This is a genomic window from Pseudomonas sp. NPDC087626, from assembly GCF_044743405.1.
Taxonomy (GTDB): Bacteria; Pseudomonadota; Gammaproteobacteria; order Pseudomonadales; family Pseudomonadaceae; genus Aquipseudomonas.
In genome coordinates this window covers 115,655-133,796 of sequence record NZ_JBIUWJ010000005.1, presented here as the reverse complement: position 1 = coordinate 133,796, position 18,142 = coordinate 115,655, and the positions used below count along the sequence as shown (strand labels likewise).

Here is an 18,142-nt window from a genome sequence, read left to right as displayed (position 1 = left end):
AGCAGGGTGGTGGCGAAGAGAATGAGCCCGGCTTGACGCACTTTCGATTGTTTGAACATGGCTGACCGCCTTTTTTGTTATTTCCTGAGCGTCGAATGCTTGCCTGCAAATCTCCATCGGCAAAGCGCTGTAGGGTCCAGCTACCGGGTGCCTCGGCAAAACCCGACGACAACCTCGTAAGCTTTACCTTAGGGGCCACGCGGGCTGTGGCTTAGATCCATTTCATATCAGCTAAGCGCAAAAGGCAGCTAAAAAGGCATGAGGCCTATTGCCATCTGCGTGGTCGGCCTTTTGCTAGACAGTTCGCTGACCTGAAACGGTTAACCCAATTGCTGGCGACCGTTCGTCTGAGCATGAGCGTCAAGGCCATTGAGCGTATCGGTCATTGAATCCCTCACCCGTCGGCCTAAGGTGGACACTCATTGATCTTTTACCTGCCCGCCAGTACGAGGATGTCATGACCCAAGCTTTGATTTTCGATGCGATACGCACGCCCCGTGGTCGTGGCAAGGCCGATGGTGCCTTGCACAGCGTCAAGCCGGTGAACCTGCTGGCGGGCCTGCTGGGGGCGCTGCAACAACGTAGCCAGCTCGATACCAGCCAGGTTGATGACATCGTGCTCGGGTGTGTGACGCCGGTCGGCGACCAGGGCGCCGACATCGCCAAGACGGCCGCCCTGGTAGCCGATTGGGATGTCAGCGTCGCTGGCGTGCAGATCAATCGCTTCTGCGCCTCGGGTCTGGAGGCGGTGAACCTGGGGGCCATGAAAGTGCGCTCCGGGTTCGAGGACTTGGTGGTGGTCGGTGGTGTCGAGTCGATGTCGCGCGTGCCGATGGGCAGCGATGGCGGCGCCTGGGCGCTGGACCCGCAAACCAACCTGCACACTCACTTCACGCCACAGGGCGTGGGCGCCGACCTGATTGCCACGCTCGAAGGCTTCAGTCGCGAGGATGTCGACACGTTCGCCTTGCAGTCACAACTCAAGGCCGCCCGGGCGCGCGCAGCGGGGGCGTTCAACAAGTCGCTGATACCGGTGCAGGACCAGAATGGCATCGTGCTGCTCGAGCAGGATGAATTCATCCGTGCCGACACCACCCTTGAAGGCCTGGGCAAACTCAAGCCGAGCTTCGAGATGATTGGGCAGATGGGCTTCGACGCGACTGCGTTGCGGGTCTACAGCCATGTCGAGCGGATCCGTCACGTGCACACCCCGGGCAACAGTTCCGGCATCGTCGACGGGGCGGCGCTGATGCTGATCGGCTCCGAAGCCAAGGGCAAGGCGCTGGGCCTGCAGCCACGGGCACGGATCGTCGCCACCGCAGTCACCAGCACCGACCCGACCATCATGCTCACCGGCCCCGCACCGGCGACCCGCAAGGCCCTGGCCAAGGCCGGGTTGCGGGTCGAAGACATCGACCTGTTCGAGGTCAACGAAGCGTTTGCCTCGGTGGTGCTCAAGTTCATCAAGGACATGGCCATCGATCCGGGGAGGGTCAACGTCAATGGCGGCTCGATTGCCATGGGGCATCCGCTGGGCGCTACCGGCTGCGCGATTCTCGGCACCTTGCTTGATGAGCTGGAAGCGCGCCAGCAGCGTTATGGCCTGGCCACGCTCTGTGTCGGTGGCGGCATGGGTATCGCCACCATCATCGAACGCCTCTGAGCCCCCTGACTTCAAGGAAACATATTGATGACTGATGCCATTCGTTACGAAAAAGGTCAGGACCAGATCGTGGTCCTGACCATCGATATGCCGGGCCAGAGCGCCAACACCATGAATGCGCTGTACCGCGAGGCCATGGCTGGCTGTGTCGCGCGGCTGCTCGCCGAGCAGGACAGCATCGCCGGGGTGATCATCACCTCGGCCAAGAAAACCTTTTTTGCCGGCGGCGACCTCAATGAATTAATCAAGGTCGGCAAACCCGAGGCCAAGGCGTTCTATGCCATGGTCCTGGAACTCAAAAGCCAGCTGCGCAGCCTGGAGACCCTGGGTAAACCAGTGGTCGCGGCGATCAATGGCGCGGCGCTGGGCGGTGGCTGGGAAATCTGCCTGGCCTGCCATTACCGGGTCGCCCTGGACCACAGTGCGGTGCAGATCGGCCTGCCGGAAGTGACCCTCGGCCTGTTGCCAGGCGGTGGCGGAGTGGTGCGCATGGTGCGCCTGCTGGGCCTGGAGAAAGCCCTGCCATACCTGCTCGAAGGTAAGAAAGTCCGCGCCCAGCAAGCATTGCAGGCCGGGCTGATCGATGAGTTGGCGCTGGATCACGCTGACATGCTGGCCAAGGCCCGCGACTGGATCCTGGCCAATCCGGCGGCGGTGCAGCGCTGGGACGTCAAGGGTTACCAGATCCCTGGTGGCACGCCGGCCCATCCCAAGGTCGCGCAGATGCTGGCCATCGCCCCGTCGATCCTGCGCAGCAAGACCCAGGGTTGCCTGCCGGCCCCGGAGAAAATCCTCTGCGCGGCCGTCGAGGGCGCCCAGGTGGATTTCGCCACGGCACAGTTGATCGAAACCCGCTACTTCACCGAGCTCACCACCGGCCAGGTGGCGAAGAACATGATTGGTACCTTCTGGTTCCAGCTCAATCAGATCAATGCCGGCGGTTCGCGGCCGGCGGGTTTTGCGCCGTACCAGACACGCAAGGTCGGGGTGCTCGGTGCGGGCATGATGGGCGCCGGCATTGCCTACGTCAGCGCGGTGGCGGGCATCGAGGTGGTGCTCAAGGACATCAACCTGGCGGCAGCCGAGAAGGGCAAGGCTCATTCGGCGGCATTGCTCGAGCAGAAAGTTGCCCGCGGCCAGTTGAGCGCCGAGCAGCGCGACGCCACGCTGGCGCGGATCACACCCACCGAGCAGGATGCCGACCTGGCCGGTTGCGACCTGGTAATCGAAGCGGTGTTCGAAGACCGCGAACTCAAGGCCCGAGTTTCGGCGGCCGCCCAGGCGGTGGTCGGTGCCGACGCGGTGATCGCCTCCAACACCTCGACCCTGCCCATCGGCGGCCTGGCCCGGGCAGTGCCGGACCAGGGCAAATTCATTGGCCTGCACTTCTTCAGCCCGGTGGAAAAAATGCCCCTAGTGGAAATCATCAAGGGTGCTCACACCAGCGATGAAACCCTGGCCAGGGGCTTCGATTTTGTCCTGCAAATCAACAAGACCCCGATTGTGGTCAACGACAGCCGGGGGTTCTTCACTTCGCGGGTATTTGGCACCTTCACCAACGAAGGCATTGCCATGCTCGGCGAGGGTATCGCCGCGCCCATGATCGAAACCGAGGCCCGCAAGGCCGGGATGCCGATTGGCCCCCTGGCGATCTCCGACGAGGTCTCCCTGAGCCTGATGAGCCACATCCGTCAGCAGACCGCCAAGGACCTGCAAGCCGAAGGCAAGCCATTGCCAGAGCATCCGGCGTTTGCCGTGATCGATCTGCTGCTCAATGAGTACAAGCGGGCGGGCAAGGCTGCTGGCGGTGGTTTCTACGACTACCCGGCCGGCGCGCCAAAACATCTGTGGGCGCAATTGAAAACCCGCTTCGAGCAGACGGATGGGCAGATTTCGCCACAGGATGTGCGCGATCGCCTGTTGTTCGTGCAGGCCATCGAGACCGTGCGCTGTGTGGAAGAGGGCGTGTTGATGTCGACGGCCGACGCCAACATCGGTTCGATCTTCGGTATCGGCTTTGCCCCGTGGACGGGCGGGGCACTGCAGTTCATCAACCAGTATGGGCTCAAGGATTTTGTCGCCCGTGCCCGCTACCTCGCCGAGCAGTACGGTGAGCGCTTTGCGCCGCCGGCGCTGTTGCTGGAAAAAGCAGCCAAGGGCGAGCTGTTCTGAGGCGGTGAGGGCGCATCTCGGGGCTTGCCTTGCCAGGGTGTTTCAAGGCAGGCTCTGGGGTGTCAATTATTCCCATCATCGTGTCAGGTATTTTTTATGTCGCTACGCATCTGCATTCTGGAAACCGACATCCTGCGTCCAGAACTGGTCGATCAATACCAGGGTTACGGGCAGATGTTCCAGCGCCTGTTTTCCCAGCAACCGATCGCCGCCGAGTTCACCGTGTACAACGTAATGCAGGGCGAGTATCCGAGCGATGACCTGACATTCGACGCCTACCTGGTTACCGGCAGCAAGGCCGATTCGTTCGGCACCGACCCCTGGATCGAAACCCTCAGGACTTATCTGCTGGCGCGCTATGAGCGCGGCGACAAGTTGCTGGGAGTGTGCTTCGGCCATCAACTGTTGGCACTGTTGCTGGGTGGCAAGAGCGAGCGCGCGAGCCAAGGCTGGGGCGTGGGTATCCACAACTACAAAATGGCGGCCAAGGCCCCCTGGATGAGCCCGGTGCGCGAGGAGCTGACGCTGCTGATCAGCCACCAGGACCAGGTCACCGCGCTGCCGGAGAACGCCACGGTGATTGCTTCCAGCGATTTCTGCCCCTTTGCGGCGTATCACATCAACGATCAGGTGTTGTGTTTCCAGGGGCATCCCGAGTTCATCCACGACTACTCGCGGGCGTTGCTGGACATTCGCCAGCAGTTTCTCGGCGAACAGATCTACCAGCAAGGCGTGGCCAGCCTCGACCAGGACCACCATGGCAGCACCGTAGCCGAGTGGATGATGCGGTTTGTCGCGCACAAGCCTGACGCCCAGGCGTCCTGAGCACGACGTTAGTGCGGGGGTGGTTTAGTCCCACCCTCAGCCTGAATCGGTACTGAACGGCTGGGGAATCGCCCCGCATAATCGGCCATCAAGGTTTACCCTGCGCAACGCGAGGCGTAAGCTGCGCGCGTTTTCAACCTTTACGGAGACCCACAGTGGGTACTTGTTCGAGCGACAGTCGTCGGCCGGTTACGCTAACCGGCACCTTCTCGGCAAGATAACGCGCAGCCCGCTTGTGCCGTTGTCTCGCCGATAAACAGCGAGCAGCGGTTTCCTCCGGTCAAGGCCAGTCCTGGCCGACGTGTGACACCCCTCTCATCGACACTGAACAGCCTGTGTTGGCCACCTTGGGTGGACCAGACCCGCTGTCGACACGCCAGTCTTTTGCCCGGCGCGTCACCCCTGTCCCGGTTGGTTTGCGGGGCAGCGCTCGGTCGTACCGGCTTGAGGGTCTTCCTGCACTTGGCAACCCAGTCAGGAAATCTACCTATGCAAGCACTCAACAACATCAATCTCGACTCACTGGTCGACACCTTGGTCAGCCTCAGCGCCGCCTTCATCCTGGGTGGACTGATCGGCTTCGAGCGCCAGTACCGCCAACGTACGGCGGGCCTGCGCACCAACGTACTGGTGGCCGTTGGCGCGGCGATATTTGTCGACATGGCCAACCGCCTGGCCGGCGCCGAGGGGGCCGTGCGGGTGGTGGCCTATGTGGTCTCCGGGATCGGCTTTCTCGGCGCCGGGGTGATCATGCGCGAGGAGGGCAATGTCCGCGGCTTGAACACCGCCGCTACCCTCTGGGCCTCGGCGGCAGTCGGCGCCTGTGCCGGCGCTGACCTGGTGCTCGAGGCGCTGCTGGGCACCTTGTTCGTGTTGGCGGCGAACACGTTGCTTCGGCCGATCGTCAATAACATCAACCGCCAGCCGCTGGATGTGGTCTCGGCCGAAGTGACCAATATCGTCTATGTCATCGCCCAACGCTCTCGGCAAAAAGCCGTGTTGGCCCTGCTCGAAGCTGAGCTGGAACGCAGCAACTACCCGGCCAGCGACGTCGACGTGCACGCCTTTGGCAGCGATGAAGTGGAGATCGAAGCGACCCTGGCCACCACCTCGGTGGACGGCGACGAACTGGACGCCCTGGTGGCGCGCTTGAGCCTGTCGCCGCTGGTGCAACAAGCCTTCTGGAGCCCGAGCACCACCGAATGATGGCGCCACCGCGTGCACTGGACGGGGAATGTTGCGGCCAGACGGGATATCATGGCGTTTTGCTTGGTCTGCAGGGGTCCCCATGTACAAGGCACTGATCGTGGACGATCACCCGTTCATTCGGTCTTCAGTGAGGGTGCTGCTGGAGCAGGAACAATTTGCCGTGGTGGCCGAGGCGGGCAACGGTGCCGATGCCGTGCAACTGGCGCGCGAGCACGTACCCGACCTGGTGTTGCTGGACATCGCCATGCCCAAGCTGGACGGCCTGGAGGTCATCAGCCGGATCAGCGCCCTGCGCCTGCCGATCAGAATCCTGGTGCTGACCTCCCAGGCCCCGCAGTTCTATGCCATGCGTTGCATGAAGGCCGGCGCTGCCGGCTACCTGTGCAAGACCGATGACGTCGGCGAACTGCGCAAGGCCATCGCCGCGGTGATGCACGGCTACACGTTTTTCCCCAACCTGGCCGACAGCTCGGTACGCCGCAGCGACGGCCAGACCAGCGAACTGGAGCTGATCCAGAGCCTGACCGACCGGGAACTGAGCATCCTCCAGCAACTGTCCAACGGCTTGAGCAACAAGCAGATCGCCGAGGCAATGCTGCTGAGCAGCAAGACTGTGAGCACCTACAAGACCCGCCTGATCGAGAAGCTCAACGTCAAGTCGGTGGTGTACCTGGCGGACTTCGCCAAACGTAACAACCTGCTGTAGATGAGGTCCATGGGAAGGTACCTGGGCGCGCTCGGCGTCGTGCTCCTGTCGCTCGCGAGCAGTCTGCTGGCGGCCGAGCCCTTGACCTACAAACTGCTGGGGCGCTCCACGGTCGAGGGTTATCAGGTCGAACTCGACGACAGCGACCGGCAGTGGTTGCACAAGCAGGGCACGCTGGTGCTCGGGGCATCGGAGCCTGAGTACCCACCGTTCGGAATCACCAGCAATGGCCGCGATTATGAAGGCATCACCGCCGACTATGCGTACCTGCTCGGGCAATTGCTGGGAGTCGAGGTCAAGGTCCGCAGCTACGGCTCGCGGGGCGAAGTGATCGCGGCACTCAAGGCGCGCCAGATCGATTTTCTTGGCACCTCCAACGGCTTCGAGGTCGCCGACCCGCAGGTGGTGCTGTCCAACGCCTATGCCGATGACCAGCCGACCCTGGTCAGCCGGATCGATGCTCCCCGGGAAGTCACCCCGGACCTGGCGGGCAAGCGCCTGGCCATGGTCTATTACTACCTGCCTCCCGACCAGGTGCAGGCCTTCTACCCCAAGGCGCAGTTGCAACTGTACCCCTCGACCCTGAGTGCGATAGGTGCGGTCGCGTTTGGCCAGGCGGATGTCTACATCGGCGACGCCATCGGCGCCAACTACCTGATTCTGAAAAACTACCTGAACAACGTGCAGTTGGTCGATTTCTCGCGCATGGAGGTCAACGATTTTTCCTTCGCCCTGGCCCGGAACAACCCGCGCTTGCTACGCCTGATCAATGCCGCATTGGCCGCTATACCCGCGGAAGAACGGCAGACCATCCTGCGGCGTTGGAATGCCGGCAGCGCCAGTCTCTCGGGGAAAAATCGCGTGCAATTCACGGCCAGCGAACAGCGCTGGATGGACGCTCATCCCCGGGTGCGGGTGGCCGTCGACAGCAGCTTTGTACCGCTGTCGTTCTACAGCAGCGAGGGTGAGTTTCGTGGGGTAACGGCTGATCTGCTGGCCAAGATCAGCCTGCGCAGCGGCTTGAAATTCGACATTCAACGAGGCTTTGCCGTGCCTGAGCTGGTCCAGCGGATCGAGTCGGGCCAGGCCGATCTGCTGGTGTCCCTGACCGCGAGTGCCGAGCGAGAAGGCAAGCTGCGCTTCACCCGTCCTTATCTCAATACCCCCTACGTGCTGGTCAGCCGCGCGACCGACAACGCGGCGGCGACCCTGGATGAACTGGACGGTCGGCGCTTGGTCCTGACCCAGGGCAGCGCCGTCAAGGACATGATCGCCGCGCGTTATCCGGGCATTCAGCTGCTCGAGGCAGACAACGCCCTGAAGGCCATGGCGATGGTGGCCAGCGGCGAAGTGGATGCTGCGGTCAGTGCGTTGATTACCGCGCGCTACATGATTTCCTGGCAGTACCGCGACCAATTGCAGATCACCAGTACCGTCGGCACGTCTGCGGCTTATATGGCCTTTGCCACGGGGCGCGAGGCGCGGGAGCTGCATTCGATCCTGGACAAGACCATGTTCAGCATCCCCCCGGAAGAAATGGACGAACTGACCAATCGCTGGCGCAGCGAGGTGGTGGTCGATGACAGTTACTGGCTGCGCTACCGTTCGACGATCATCCAGGGTTTTGCCATTGCCGGCCTGCTGTTGGTGGTGGCGCTGGTATGGATCGGCTACCTGCGCCGCCTGATTCACAAACGCGAGCAGGCCGAACAGGCGCTCGGCGATCAACTGGAGTTTATGCGCGTGTTGATCGACGGTACGCCGCACCCGATCTATGTGCGCGATCGCCAGGGCTGCCTGATGGTCTGTAACAACGCCTATTTGCAGGTATTCGGGGTTGAGCGCGAGTCGGTCATCGGCAAGACCGTGATCACCGGCAAGCTCAAGAGCGTGGTCGAAGCCAGGGTTTTCCACGAAGAGTATCTGCAGGTGATGGCGCAGGGGTTGCCGCGAGTGCTCGATCGGCAGTTGACCCTGTCGGCCACGGATGTGCGCACCATCTATCACTGGATGCTGCCCTACCGGGGCAGCGCCGGTCAGGTCAAAGGCATTATCGGTGGCTGGATCGACGTCAGCGAGCGCCAGCAGTTGCTGGAACAGTTGCGCGAAGCCAAGGACGAGGCCGACGCGGCCAATCGGGCCAAGACCACCTTCCTCGCGACCATGAGCCACGAGATCCGCACCCCGATGAACGCGGTGATCGGCATGCTCGAGCTGGCGATGAAAAAGGCCGAGCAAGGGATCATGGACCGCTTTGCCGTCGAGGTGGCCTCAGGCGCGGCGCGAGGCCTGCTGGAGTTGATCGGCGACATCCTCGACATCTCGCGTATCGAGTCCGGGCACCTGTCGCTGGCGCCCGAGCGCGCCAATCTGCGCGCCCTGGTGGAGTCGGGTGCACGGATTTTCGAAGGGCTGGCCCGTCAGAAGCAGTTGCACCTGCACCTGGAGGTGGATGCCGCCGCCAACCAGGATGTGCTGGTCGACCCGCTGCGCTTCAAGCAAATCATTTCCAACCTGCTGAGCAATGCCATCAAGTTCACTGAAAAGGGCCAGGTGCGCCTGCGGGTGCAGGTCACGCCGGGCGATGACGGCCAGGGGCTGACGGTGCTCGTACGGGTGGAAGATTCCGGCAGCGGGATTTGCCTGGCAGACCAGCAACGCCTGTTCAGTCCCTTCAGCCAGGCCAGCAACAACCTGCAGTCGGCGCGCAGCGGCTCCGGCCTGGGCTTGATGATCAGTCGCACGCTGTGCGAGATGATGGGCGGCACGCTGCAACTGTCCAGTGTGCTGGGCCAAGGCACACAGATTGAGGTGGGCCTGCACTTGCCAGTTCTCGAGCCCCTGGCTACCGCCCTTGAGGACAAGGAAGCGCCCGCAGCGCAGGGCCAGGAGCTGAATATCCTGGTGATTGATGACTACCCGGCCAATCGCCTGTTGTTGTCCCAGCAACTGACTTACCTGGGGCATCGGGTCAAGGAAGCGCAGGACGGCGCCCACGGCTTGTGTGTCTGGCGCAGTCAGCATTTCGATGTGGTCATCACCGACTGCAACATGCCACTGATGAACGGCTATGAACTGACCCAGGCGATTCGTGCCGAAGAGCGCGCCAGGGGCATTGAGCCCGGTCTGATCCTGGGCTTCACGGCCAACGCGCAGCCGGAGGAAAAAGTCCGTTGCCGCGAGGCCGGGATGGATGGCTGCCTGTTCAAGCCCATCAGCCTGCGGGACTTGAGTGCGTGCCTGGCGTCCGTGGCCCCGGATACCTTGCCGGTCCCGACCCTCGAGGAGCGTCGCGAGCCCACCGATGCCATCGACCTGGACAACCTCGAACAGCTGACCCGGGGTGACCGCACGGTTATCCGCAACCTGCTCGGGGACCTGGCCAGCAGCAACGAAGAGGACATGTCGCGGCTACTGAAGTTGTTCAGCCGTCATGATGTCAACGGTTTGGCAGACCTGGCGCACCGGGTAAAGGGCGGGGCGCGGATCATCAAGGCGCAAGGGCTGATTCACTGTTGTGAACGTCTGGAGGCGGCCTGCGAGGGGTTCGATGAGGCGCAACTGACGGCTGCAGTAGATGCATTGCAGCAGGCCATGGAGCGCCTGGGGGAAACCCTGGAGCAACAGGTGGGCTGAGCGGCAAGGGGGGCAGCGCGATTGCGAGGGCAAATGGGTAACTCTGGGAAATTTCCTACAAGTTTTAGGACGTTTCCTAATTAAGTTCAGGAAGCGGGCGGTGATAATCAGGAATCTTTTTTACGCAACGGGCCGCCCAAATGATACTGCCGATCAGGGTTCTGGTACTTGAGGATCACCCTTTTGTCCGCGCTGTAGCGGTCAAGATGCTCACGCAATTGGGCTGCGAGGCGGTATTCCAGGCCAGTGATGGCGAGCAGGCGCTGGCGGTCCTGGATGAAGTAGGTGCCGTGGACATTGCCCTGTGTGACCTGTGCATGGAGGGTATGGATGGCCTGGAGTTCTTCCGCCAAGTCGGGCAATCCGGGTTAGTCGGCTCGATCATCATCAGTAGTTCACTGTCGGCGGACCTGCGCCGCGCGGTGCGGCAGATCGTGGCGTTGTCGGGGCTCAGGCTGCTGGGGGATGTCGGTAAACCCTTGCATCCGCAGGCGCTGGGCCAGTTGCTGGAAAAACACCTGATCAGTCCCCGCGAAGAGCGAGTGCCGCAGCCAGCACCGCCGCCAGTCTGTGCCAACGAAGTGCGCCACGCCCTGCACGATGGTCAGTTCCAACCCTACTACCAGCCTAAAGTCGACCTGTTGAGCGGCGCGGTCTGTGGCGTGGAAGTGCTGGTGCGCTGGAATCACCCGTTTCGTGGGGTGCTGTCGCCCGTAGCGTTCCTGCCGGAGCTTGAGCGTGCCGGCTTGCTGGATTCGCTGTTGTTCACCCAGATCGACCAGGCCCTGACCCTGCAACGCCAGGCGCGTGAGCAGGGCTTTGCGGTCAACGTTGCGTTCAACCTGCACGCCCAGCAATTGGCCAATCCACAACTGGTCCCCACCATCCGCGGCATTCTTGCGCTGCAGGGCACGCCAGGCTCGAGCCTGACCTTCGAACTGACCGAAAGCGGCCTGCTGGAAGCCCCGGCTACCAGCCTTGAGAGTCTGGTGCGCTTGCGCATGATGGGCTGCCAGCTGTCGATCGATGACTTCGGTGCCGGCTTTTCCTCGTTGCAGCGCCTGTGCCAACTGCCGTTCAACGAGATCAAGCTGGACGCCGAGTTCGTCCGCACCTTTGAGGATCAGCCGCGTTGCCGGGCAGTGATCAGCAGCACCCTGGCCCTGGGGGAGGCCTTGGGCATGTCGGTGGTGATCGAAGGGGTCGAGACCGAGCAGCAGCGCCAGCAGTTGCTTGATTTGGGCTGTACCCAGGCCCAGGGCTATCTGTTTGCCCGCCCCATGAGCGGCCCCGATCTGTTGCGCTGGCTGCAGGCGTCTGCGCTCGGGCAACAAAAAACCTGATCGAGAATGGAACTGTTTCTTTAGGAATAGTCCTACAGAAACGTCGCGATGTTGCGCTTAGTCTTGCAGCCTCTTGAAAGGGCTGGTTAAAGACCGGTCGCATTGTCTTTGCAGAGTTAGTCACCATGCCAAATAAAGCCTTACGCATCCTGATCGCCGATGAGCAGCATTTTCATCGCATGAAAATCGAACGTGGCCTGAACCAGCTCGGTTACTACCGGATTGCTCCCGTGCACTCGCTCGAAGAACTGCTGATTGTGGTGGAGTACGGCTGCGAGCCCTTTGACCTGGTCATCCTCAATGCCAACCTGACCACCAGCGGCGGGCTGGACCCGCTGGGTTTGTGCCAGGACAACCTGCAGATCCGCCATGCCTTGATCTACGATGCCGAGCAGGCCGGGCTGCCCGCCCTGTATGCCGTTGCACAGCGCAAGGTGCGGCTCCACCAGGCCCGTCTACCCGACCAGGAAACCCTGGAGAGCCTGATGCGGCGGGTCGATACACCTATTCCACTGTCCGAGCGTGGACATGGCTGGCCGCGTGACAGTTTGCGCGCCTGAATAGCCTTGAACTGGACTACCGTTCGTCGGAACTGTCAGATCTGACAGGTAGTCCGGGCGTCATCCCCCGTGCAATAGTCTTGGCGCAGCCGTAGCGCCTGCGTTGGCGCACGCCGTGTACATCAGGAACTATCCATGAGCTCACTGTTGATCATCGATGATCATCCGGTAATTCGTGCCGCTCTGAAAATGATGCTTGGAGCCCTCAAGGACGCCCGCGACCGGACAGTCTTCACGACTATCCTGGAGGCTTCCAGCGGGATTGAGGCCCTGCAGATGATTCATCAACATGCGCCCTCGCTGCTGGTGCTCGACCTCAATATGCCAGGGCTCAGCGGGCTGGACTTTCTCAGTCGCCTGCAGCGTGAACAGATCCCTACGCGGGCGGTGGTGTTCACCGCCAACGAACCGCGGTTTTACATGGAGCGCTGCACCCGGGTCGGTGCCATGGGCTTCGTCGAAAAAACCAACGACCTGCAGGAGCTGCGCAAAGCTGTTCAAGCGCTGCTCAGTGGCTACACCTATTTCCCTCAGCTGGATACCAGCACGGTCAATCTCAGCAGCGTGCAACTCGACGAGCAGAAGATGATCGACACGCTCTCGGACCGCGAGCTGAGCATTTTCCAGGCGCTCGCCCGTGGTGTTAGCAACAAGGAAATCGCCGAGCGCCTGCACCTGAGCCACAAGACAGTCAGCACCTACAAGACCCGCCTGATCGATAAACTCAACGTGAAATCCCTGGTCCACTTGAGGGATTTTGCCCAGCGCAATCATCTGATCTGAAGGGCTATCGACATGCGCGCCTGGCTGCTGCTGTTGACGTTGCTCAACCTGTGGTGGTCGGCGAACAGCCCTGCCGCCGGACCGCAACCCTTGCAGTTGTTGGGGCGCTCGAGTGTCGAAGGTTATCGGGTCGAGCTCGCGGCAACCGACTGGCGCTGGCTGAGGACCCAGGGCCGTTTGCGGTTGGGCGCTTCGGCGCCGGATTACCCACCTTTCGAAAACACGATCAATGGCGATAATTTCGAGGGTATCACCGCCGATTTTGCCGGGTTGATCGGCCAGTTGCTGCATATCCGGGTGGAAGTCCAACGCTACGATTCGCGTCAGGCGGTGATTGCCGCGCTCAAACGGGGCGAGGTCGATCTGCTGGGGGCGGCCAATGGTTTTGAAGCGGCCGACCCGCAGTTGGTGATGTCCCGCGCCTATGCCGAGGATGCGCCCATCCTGGTGACCCGCCGGGGCGACAATGCGCGCCTGGCCCCCGATCTGGCAAACCTGCGGGTGGCGATGCTCGACCATTACCTGCCGCCGCAGACTATCCGGGCCGCTTATCCCAAGGCGCACCTGGAGTTGTATCAGTCGACCTTGAACGCAGTCGGCGCGGTGGCGTTTGGCGGAGCGGATGTGTACCTGGGAGACTCCATCAGCGCCAGTTACCTGATCAACAACCACTACCTGAGCAACGTGCAACTGGCTCAATTCGCGCGGCTGGAAGTCAACCCGTTCGGCTTTGCCCTGAGTGTCGACAACCCGCGGTTGCGGCGCATCATCGACGCCGCGCTGGCGGCGATTCCCGAGCAGGAGCGCACCAGCATCCTGCGCCGCTGGAGCGCCGGCAGCAGTTTTGGCGACAACCAACAGGTGCAGTTGAGCGCGAGCGAGCAGCGTTGGCTGGAGCAACACCCCCAGGTCAAGGTTGGCTTCCTGCGCAACTTCGCACCGCTGTCGTATGAAGACGAAAATGCACAATTTGCGGGGCTCGGCGCCCAGGTCCTGGACCGTATCAGCCTGCGCACCGGGCTGAAATTCCAGGCGCTGGCGGGTGACTCCCTCGGTGGCCAGATCGCCCGGCTCCAGGCCGGCGAACTGGACGTACTGGCCGGAATCACCCCGACCCTCGAACGCCAGGCCTTGCTGCGGTTCACTCGACCCTATCTGATCAACCCTTATGTATTGGTCTGCGCGATCGGCAACCAGCCCCCGGTCACGCTCAAGGATCTGGCGGGCAAGCGGGTGGCGGTGGTCAGCCGCAACCCGCAACGCAAGCTGATCCGCAGCCAGGCCGCCAACGTGCGCTTCATCGAGGTCGACAGTCCCGCCCAGGCGATGGCGCTGGTGGCCAGCGGCGGGGCGGAGGCGGCGTTGAATACCTTGATCAGCGCGCGCTACATCATTGCCCGGCAATACCGTGACCAGCTCCAGGTGGCCAGTACCGTGGGCGCCGAACCGGTGCACATCAGCTTTGCTACGCAGCGTGGGGCGGTTGAGCTGCAGTCGATCCTGAACAAGGCGTTGCTCAGTATTGCGCCGGAGGAAATGGACGAGTTGGCCAACCGCTGGCGCACTGGACAACCGGTCAACGACAGCCATTGGGCGCGCTATCGCACGACGATCATCCAAGGCTTTGTGGCCGCCAGCCTGTTGTTGCTGCTGGCGCTGGGCTGGATCACTTATCAGCGGCAGTTGATCCGCAAGCGGCAACTGTTGCTGGATCAAGTGCAGCAGGCCCGGGCCGACGCCGACGACGCCAACCGCGCCAAGAGCACCTTCCTGGCAACTATGAGCCATGAAATCCGCACGCCGATGAACGCGCTGATCGGCATGTTGGAGCTGGCGAGCAAAAGTGCCGAACAGGGGGTGACCGACCGCGTCGCGATCGAGGTCGCATCGAATGCCGCGCAGCACCTGCTGGAGCTGATTGGCGACATTCTCGACATCTCGCGGATCGAGTCCGGGCATTTGACCCTGGTGCCGGAGCGGACCAACCTGCGGCTGCTGGTGACATCGTTGAGTGCAGTTTTCGAAGGCCTGGCGCGGCAGAAAAACCTGGAGTGGCAGGTGGAACTGGACGTGCACTGCCAGCGTGATGTGTTGATCGACCCGATGCGTTTCAAACAGGTTCTGTCCAACCTGTTGAGCAACGCTATCAAGTTTACCCACGCCGGCTACATTCGCCTGAGGTTGCGGGTGGTACCAGGCAACATTGCCGGGCATGTGGCGGTCAAGGTGCTGATCGAGGACAGCGGAATCGGCATCAGCGCCACTGACCAACAACGCCTGTTCAGCCCCTTTGTGCAGGCAGCCCAGGGCTCGCAGCACGGGCGCAGTGGCTCGGGCCTGGGCCTGGTGATCAGCCGCTCCTTGTGCGAAATGATGGCGGGGCAACTGCACCTGAGCAGTGTGCTGGGCAGTGGTACCCGGGTCGAAGTCACCCTCGACCTACCCACGCTGCCATCCTTGAGCGAGTTGCCGCCCGGCAGCGACGTGACGACAGCGGAACCAGGGCGTTCGTTGAATGTGCTGGTGGTGGATGACTACCCGGCCAATCGCCAGTTGCTCGCCCAACAACTGCGCCATCTGGGGCATCAGGTGCAGGTCGCCAACGATGGCGCGCAAGGGCTGCAAGCCTGGCATGACCAGGCGTTCGACGTGGTCATCAGCGACTGCCACATGCCCGCGCTCAACGGTTATGAATTGGCGGCCGCGATCCGCGACGAAGAGCGCCGCCTGGGCTTGCCTTGCTGCCTGATCCTGGGCTTTACCGCCAACGCGCAGCCCGAGGAAAAGATCCGTTGCCTTGAGGCCGGGATGGATGATTGCCTGTTCAAGCCCATTGGCCTGCGCGACCTCGGTGCCGCCCTTGCGCGGGGCACACTCAACACCGACGGGCCGTTGTCGCCTGTGTCAGTGGGCGATGCCGCGGCTGGTATCGACCTTAGTGGGCTGCGGCAGATGAGCGGGGATGATCCAGCGATGATCGACGCTCTGCTGGTGCAATTGGCGGCCAGCAATGCCGAGGACATGGCGCGCCTGCAGGAACTGCATGCACGAGGCGATGTGCCAGGCTTGCTGGAGCTGGCTCACCGCATCAAGGGCGGGGCAAACATGGTCAGGGCTTGGCAACTGATTCACGGTTGCGAGTTGCTCGAGTCCGCCTGCCAGGAATCCGCCGGCAGTGCGGCCCTGGAGCAGGCGGTGCAAGATCTAGGGTCCGCTATGCGGCGTCTGGACCAGTCCCTCAAAGGCTGAGCCGCGCGAGTTAATCCCAGTCCGGAGCAATGCCTTTGGGCCAGCCTTGCTCCTACGCGATGTCGCTGTGGCTGAATTCTTCTCCCAGGAAGTCGATCAGGGCGCGCACCGACGGCAACAAACCGCGACGCGACGGGAAGATCGCATGGACAATCCCGCACTTGGGCGCCCAGCCCGGCACCAGTTCGATCAGGCGCCCGGCGGCCAGGTCGTCGCGCACCACCACGGCCGGCAGATGGGCAATTCCCAGGCCTTGCAGGACGGCCGTGCGCAGGGCGATCAAGTCGTCGGTTACCAGGCGCGGATGATGGCGGATCAGCGCAGTGGCGCCTTCCGGGCCGAACAGCTCCCACTGGTATTCCCGTTGCGCCGCGCCCCAGTGCAGGCTGGGCAGTCCGCTCAGGTCGGCGGGCAGGGCGGGCGCCGACAAGCGCTGGGCAAACGCCGGGCTGCCCACCAGCACCTGGGTGCTGTTGCCTAGCACTTTCATCACCAGGTCGGTGTTTTCCAAGGGCGGAAAACGCACGCGCAGGGCGATATCAAACCCCTCGTGGATCAAGTCGACGCGGCGGTTGGTGCTCTCGATGAACAACTCCACCAACGGGTACTTGAGCATGTAGCGCGTCAGCATTGGCCCGACCCAGGAGTTGAGCAGCGCGGTCGGGCAACTGATGCGCACCAGGCCCTGGGGTTCGGAGCGATTGCGCTCGATCAGTTCGGCGGCGCTTTCCGCTTCCACGCGCATCGCCAGGCAGCGCTGGTAATAGGCCTGGCCGATTTCGGTGAGCGAGCAATGCCGGCTGGAGCGGTGGATCAGGCGCACGCCCAGGCGCTCTTCGAGCTGGGCGATACGCCGGCTGAGCTTGGATTTCGGCATGTCCAAGGCACGCCCGGCCGCGGCAAATCCGCCGTGTTCAACCACCTCGGTGAAGTAATACAGGGTGTTCAGGTCTTCCACTATCGTTCCTCAAATAGAACGCTAAGAGCGATTTTTGCAGTCTATCCCATCAAAGGTGGTGGATTTAAGCTTTGTCCATGTTCTGACTCACCCCATTCGGAGGCACCATGAAAAACATCATCGGTATCTACACCAGCCCAAAAACGCACTGGGTGGGCGATGGTTTCCCGGTTCGCACACTGTTTTCCTACGACAACCTGGGCAAGCACATCAGCCCATTCCTGCTGCTCGATCATGCCGGTCCTGCGCAATTTACCCCCACCAATGCCCGGCGCGGCGTTGGCCAGCACCCGCACCGCGGTTTCGAAACCGTGACCATCGTCTACGACGGCGAAGTGGAGCACCGCGACTCCACCGGCAGCGGCGGCAAGATCGGACCTGGCGACGTGCAATGGATGACCGCGGCCTCCGGGATCCTGCACGAGGAGTACCACTCCGAGGCGTTCGCCAAGAAGGGCGGCACCCTGGAGATGGTCCAGCTGTGGGTCAACTTGCCCGCCAAGGACAAAATGGCCGAGGCCGGCTACCAGACGATCCTCGATGCAGACATCCCGAGCATCGCCCTGAAGAACAAGGCCGGCAGCCTGCGTCTGATTGCCGGTGAGTTCGACGGTCACAAGGGGCCGGCGCGCACGTTCACCCCGATCGACGTCTGGGACATCCGCCTGAATGCCGGCAAGGTGCTCAACCTGGACCTGCACGAAGGTCGCAACACCGCCCTGGTGGTGCTGCGCGGCACGGTTCAGGTCAACGGCCAGGAGCTGGTGCGTCAAGGGCAGTTGGCGCTGTTCGAACGCAATGGCGACCAACTTAGCCTGGAAGCCAACGGCGATGCCGTGGTGCTGCTGCTCAGCGGTGAGCCGATCGACGAGCCGATCGTCGGTCACGGCCCGTTCGTGATGAACACCGAACAAGAGATTCACCAGGCGTTCGCCGACTTCCAGTCCGGACGCTTCGGCCAGATGCAGGGTTGACCCCTGCCGCGCCAGCCACTGCAACCGGCCACTGATCCGACAATTGACCGTTTGGCCCAGGTTG

Annotated in this window: 12 protein-coding genes; 11 read left to right on the top strand and 1 reads right to left on the bottom strand. The window is 62.3% G+C overall.

Annotated elements, in window-relative coordinates; genetic code table 11:
* The first annotated feature begins 457 nt into the window (after positions 1-457).
* The 10 genes from ACIOVD_RS06335 to ACIOVD_RS06290 all read left to right on the top strand — a co-directional run bounded on the left by ACIOVD_RS06335 (position 458) and on the right by ACIOVD_RS06290 (position 16,146).
* Positions 458-1,663 carry an acetyl-CoA C-acetyltransferase gene (locus ACIOVD_RS06335; RefSeq protein ID WP_095167706.1) on the top strand — a complete coding sequence of 402 codons (1,206 nt, stop codon included), beginning with the start codon at positions 458-460 and terminating at the stop codon, positions 1,661-1,663.
* A 27-nt stretch (positions 1,664-1,690) separates the two neighbouring features.
* Positions 1,691-3,835: a 3-hydroxyacyl-CoA dehydrogenase NAD-binding domain-containing protein gene (locus tag ACIOVD_RS06330; RefSeq protein WP_401126686.1), complete on the top strand. Its 2,145-nt coding sequence runs from the start codon at positions 1,691-1,693 to the stop codon at positions 3,833-3,835.
* A gap of 96 nt (positions 3,836-3,931) precedes the next feature.
* Complete coding sequence (locus tag ACIOVD_RS06325; protein WP_095167709.1) at positions 3,932-4,660, top strand: amidotransferase; 729 nt, start codon at positions 3,932-3,934, stop codon at positions 4,658-4,660.
* Between the two features lie 489 nt (positions 4,661-5,149).
* Positions 5,150-5,866 carry an MgtC/SapB family protein gene (locus ACIOVD_RS06320; protein WP_095167711.1) on the top strand — a complete coding sequence of 239 codons (717 nt, stop codon included), beginning with the start codon at positions 5,150-5,152 and terminating at the stop codon, positions 5,864-5,866.
* Between the two features lie 82 nt (positions 5,867-5,948).
* On the top strand, positions 5,949-6,575 hold the full coding sequence (locus ACIOVD_RS06315) for a response regulator transcription factor (protein ID WP_095167712.1): 627 nt from the start codon (positions 5,949-5,951) through the stop codon (positions 6,573-6,575).
* Between the two features lie 9 nt (positions 6,576-6,584).
* Positions 6,585-10,211 (top strand): transporter substrate-binding domain-containing protein, encoded by a 3,627-nt coding sequence (locus ACIOVD_RS06310; RefSeq protein ID WP_401126683.1) that lies wholly within the window; start codon positions 6,585-6,587, stop codon positions 10,209-10,211.
* Positions 10,212-10,351: 140 nt separating this feature from the next.
* A complete protein-coding gene (locus tag ACIOVD_RS06305) occupies positions 10,352-11,554 on the top strand; it encodes an EAL domain-containing protein (RefSeq protein ID WP_095167715.1) in 1,203 nt (400 codons plus the stop codon).
* Between the two features lie 125 nt (positions 11,555-11,679).
* The gene (locus ACIOVD_RS06300; RefSeq protein ID WP_401126680.1) at positions 11,680-12,114 is read left to right on the top strand and encodes a response regulator; all 435 of its coding nucleotides are present in this window, start codon (positions 11,680-11,682) and stop codon (positions 12,112-12,114) included.
* Between the two features lie 135 nt (positions 12,115-12,249).
* Positions 12,250-12,897, top strand: coding sequence for a response regulator (locus ACIOVD_RS06295; protein ID WP_401126678.1), 648 nt, complete (start codon positions 12,250-12,252; stop codon positions 12,895-12,897).
* A gap of 12 nt (positions 12,898-12,909) precedes the next feature.
* Positions 12,910-16,146, top strand: coding sequence for a transporter substrate-binding domain-containing protein (locus ACIOVD_RS06290; RefSeq protein ID WP_401126676.1), 3,237 nt, complete (start codon positions 12,910-12,912; stop codon positions 16,144-16,146).
* A 52-nt stretch (positions 16,147-16,198) separates the two neighbouring features.
* On the opposite strand, the gene ACIOVD_RS06285 is transcribed toward ACIOVD_RS06290, so the two are convergent.
* On the bottom strand, positions 16,199-17,107 hold the full coding sequence (locus tag ACIOVD_RS06285; protein ID WP_095167722.1) for a LysR substrate-binding domain-containing protein: 909 nt from the start codon (positions 17,105-17,107) through the stop codon (positions 16,199-16,201).
* A gap of 104 nt (positions 17,108-17,211) precedes the next feature.
* Between ACIOVD_RS06285 and ACIOVD_RS06280 the strand changes: the two genes are divergently transcribed.
* Positions 17,212-18,078, top strand: coding sequence for a pirin family protein (locus ACIOVD_RS06280; protein WP_401126675.1), 867 nt, complete (start codon positions 17,212-17,214; stop codon positions 18,076-18,078).
* Positions 18,079-18,142 lie beyond the last annotated feature (64 nt).